Source organism: Cedecea neteri NBRC 105707 = ATCC 33855 (genome assembly GCF_001571265.1).
GTDB lineage: Bacteria > Pseudomonadota > Gammaproteobacteria > Enterobacterales > Enterobacteriaceae > Cedecea > Cedecea neteri.
Genome location: NZ_BCTL01000106.1, coordinates 1 through 3,248 on the forward strand (window position 1 = coordinate 1; position 3,248 = coordinate 3,248).

Annotated in this window: 4 protein-coding genes; all 4 read left to right on the forward strand. The window is 56.1% G+C overall.

Going from position 1 to position 3,248, the window contains the following annotated elements; translation table 11 throughout:
* The coding region (locus CNE01S_RS25925) for a Mu transposase C-terminal domain-containing protein (protein WP_061279175.1) at nt 1–1,760 on the forward strand (1,760 nt) is incomplete at its 5' end.
* 9 nt (nt 1,761–1,769) lie between these two features.
* On the forward strand, nt 1,770–2,687 hold the full coding sequence (locus CNE01S_RS23885) for an AAA family ATPase (protein WP_061279176.1): 918 nt from the start codon (nt 1,770–1,772) through the stop codon (nt 2,685–2,687).
* Between the two features lie 10 nt (nt 2,688–2,697).
* A complete protein-coding gene (locus tag CNE01S_RS23890) occupies nt 2,698–3,015 on the forward strand; it encodes a hypothetical protein (RefSeq protein WP_061279179.1) in 318 nt (105 codons plus the stop codon).
* Between the two features lie 14 nt (nt 3,016–3,029).
* A partial coding sequence (locus tag CNE01S_RS23895; protein ID WP_061279181.1) for a hypothetical protein occupies nt 3,030–3,248 on the forward strand: 219 nt, incomplete at its 3' end.

Below are 3,248 nucleotides of genomic sequence, written 5' to 3' on the forward strand. Positions count from 1 at the left end.
TCATGCGCAAGTGTCCTGCGTTGCTGGAACGCCGTCTCGGTTCTTTGACCGACAGCCAGCGGCAGATTGCCGATGCCCGTATCACTCTGGTGTGTGAGGTTCGCCGCCTGATGGATGAGGCAGGCATGAACCGCAAGCAGGCTGTTGAGCTGATTTCTATTCGCTCGCGGGAAGGCACGTTGCCAGAGCGTGTGCAGCGGGCCGCTGATATAGCCAACGCCCGCAAGGGGTCAACCCGGACCGGTGTCAGCGTGCGCAGCCTGCAGCAATGGGTCTCGGATTCGATGGTGACCCGGAGTGTCGGCGAGCGCCTGGCGGTGATGGCACCAGAGAAGATTAAGGCCAAGCCCGCAGAGGCGTACCCGTGGCTCTCTGACTTCCTGCGTCACTATCGCAATCCTAATCGACCTTCGGTGGCCATGGCCTACGAAGATTTTGAGGCGGAGTGGCTGCGGGTGAATGCCGGCAATTCGGTGATGCTGTCGACGCTGCCGCCACTGGCCACCGTGCGCTATGCCCTCAGTAAAATCCCCAAAGCTGAGCGGGAGCGCGGACGGCGCACCGGGTCAGATTACAAATCCCTGCTGCCGTTCGTGCGTCGTGACTGGTCGGTGATGCCAGTGAACGGCGTCTGGGTGGGTGACGGCCATGGTATGAAGATGGAAGTCATTAACCCGGTAACGGGCAAGCCATTCCGCCCCGAGATTACGTTGATAGTGGATGGTTGTACCCGCGCCGTACTGGGCTGGAGTCTGGCCGTGTCTGAAAGCCAGGTCGCTGTAGGCGATGCCATACGCCACGCCGTATCACAGCACGGTGTCCCGCTGATTTATTACTCCGATAACGGCGGTGGTGAAACCAACAAAATCTTTGATGCTGATATTACCGGGATATTTTCCCGTCTGGAAATAGACCACCCGACCGGAATTCCGGGCAATCCGCAGGCGCGTGGCATCATTGAGCGGTTAAATAAAGAAATCCCTAAGCGAGCAGCCATGGCCTTTGGCTCCTGGGTGGGCAAGTCTGGCGACCGGGAGACACAGCGTAAATACCGCAAGCAGGTAGATTCGGCGGTCAATGCTATTGAGAAAGGCAAGGACCTGAACGAGATACAGACTGCGGCAATGCGCAAGGTGCCCACATGGGAACAGCTGACCGAAGAGATTGAGCGTCAGGTGGAGCGACATAATAACCGGCCACACAGCAGCCTGCCGGTGCGGGAAAGTGGTGAGTACTGGTCCCCCATGGCATGGCGTAACCATCTGATTAAGATGAATAACGTTGAGATTGATTATCTCACTGCCGCTGAGCTGCATGAAATGTTCCGGCCAGAGAAGGTCTGCACGGCGAACCGGGGTGAGATTCTGCTGTTTAAAAATATCTACTTCAGCACCGAACTGGCCAGCGTGGACGGTGAAGAGGTCAGAGTCTGCTACGACATTCACGACCCGCAGACGGTGATTGTGCGGCGAATGGACGGCTCCTGGATATGTGACGCCATCTGGAACGGTAACAAGGTTGATGCCTTCCCTGTGGCACGTATCGAGCAGTTGCAGGAGAAACGGACGAAACAGCGCCGGAAACGCCTTGAGCAGCAACTGGCGCGGGTGGATGAAGAATTGCGCCCGGCCATTGAGCAGAAGCCCGACATTGATATCAGCCTGTTTTCTGCCCCCGACTCAAATAAAGAACCCGACCACGTTTATTTATTTGAATCCGATTATGAACGCGATTTAAAGAAAGCCGGTAATCACCGGTAAGGGATTGAAATGAATGTAAAAGAGAAATTACTCCAGATTCTGGAGCGGCCCGGCTACACCCAAAAAATGGTGGCGACGAAAACAGGGCTCAGTGCTACAGCGGTCTCTCAATATCTGAAGGGCACTTACAACGGCAATATTACCAATGTTGAGGCGACGCTGACCGATTTTATCAACCGGGAAGAGTGTCGGGCTAACCGCCGGGAAGTGAGAGCAACCTTCGTCCCCACTCAACTGGCCAGTATGGCGCTGTCGCTTATCACCAACACCCATATGGATGGCGATATCGGGGTGATATACGGCCCGGCCGGGATGGGTAAAAGTATGGCTTTACGGGAATATTCGTACAAAAGCAAAGGCGCAATCCTGATTGAGGCTGACCCTGGTTGTACGGCACGGGTGTTGCTGCAGGAGCTGTGTACCCGTCTGGGGGCAAAACGCACCGGCAATATCCATGAGCTGAGCGAGGAGTGTATCCAGGCCCTGACTGGCACCGGCTGGGTGATTCTGGTTGATGAGGCAGAGCTGCTTCCTTATCGGGCGCTGGAGGTCTTACGCCGTATTCACGACCGTTCCGGGGTGGCCATCGTGCTGGCCGGGATGCCGCGTCTGCTGATTAACCTGCGTGGCTCTCGCGGGGAGTTCGCCCAGCTCTACAGCCGCGTGGGGATGTGTCTGAATCTGGAGACCCACAAGGATAAATCCGAGCAGGAAGACTTCAACCGCATTCTGGGCAGTCTGCTGGCGGACGGTGATGAAGACAGTCTCACGCAGCCGGAGCTGGCAGAGGCGTTCTTCCGCTGCTCGAAGGGGAATTACCGCCGCATGTTCAAGCTGGCGCGGGGTGTGGTACGGGCCAGCGCCATCGGCGACCAGGGGCTCAGCGTGAAGCTGGTCGAGTCCTATGCACAGATGCTTATTCACTGAGGGATGTGAGATGGATATTGCAATCAGAAGGGAAATTACGGCGCTTCGGGCTATTGGGTTTAACAGCTGCTTTTTTGTTGCTGATGACAGCTGTTCTACAGGCTCACCTTTTATTCATTGTTATGTACCGGGTCTGTTGTGCGTGGATGTGTATTCCTGGGTTCGGGAGGTCTCGGGCGTCGGAAATGACGGTTGTGACTGGGATGCAGGCGACATGGAGGCTGCTCAGCTGATTATACCTTTTATCCAGACGCCGGAAGGTTTTCGGAAGGCTTATCGCCTGGCCCGTCTGTGCGTTCAATTGCCGCGTGTGTGGCGGCTCAACTGAGGATTTATTTCATCATGGAAAAACAAATCATTAACTGGCGTCACTCGCGTGCGCGTTCGGAGATCCACTCCCACGGTGGGCGGGTTACCGGCTGGCACCGGGATATGCCGATTGTTTATGCGCTGGCACCACTCAGTGGGCCAGTGTGGCCGGTAATGGAAATGATTGAAGTCCTGGGCGGTGTCCGCAAAGTCACCCGGACATCAAATATCGACGGCTGTACCGTTATCTGG

Bases quoted from the DNA above. Each gene is read 5' to 3' on its own strand.
- CNE01S_RS23885 (WP_061279176.1), top strand. From the start codon at position 1,770: ATGAATGTAAAAGAGAAATTACTCCAGATTCTGGAGCGGCCCGGCTAC.
- CNE01S_RS23890 (WP_061279179.1), top strand. From the start codon at position 2,698: ATGGATATTGCAATCAGAAGGGAAATTACGGCGCTTCGGGCTATTGGG.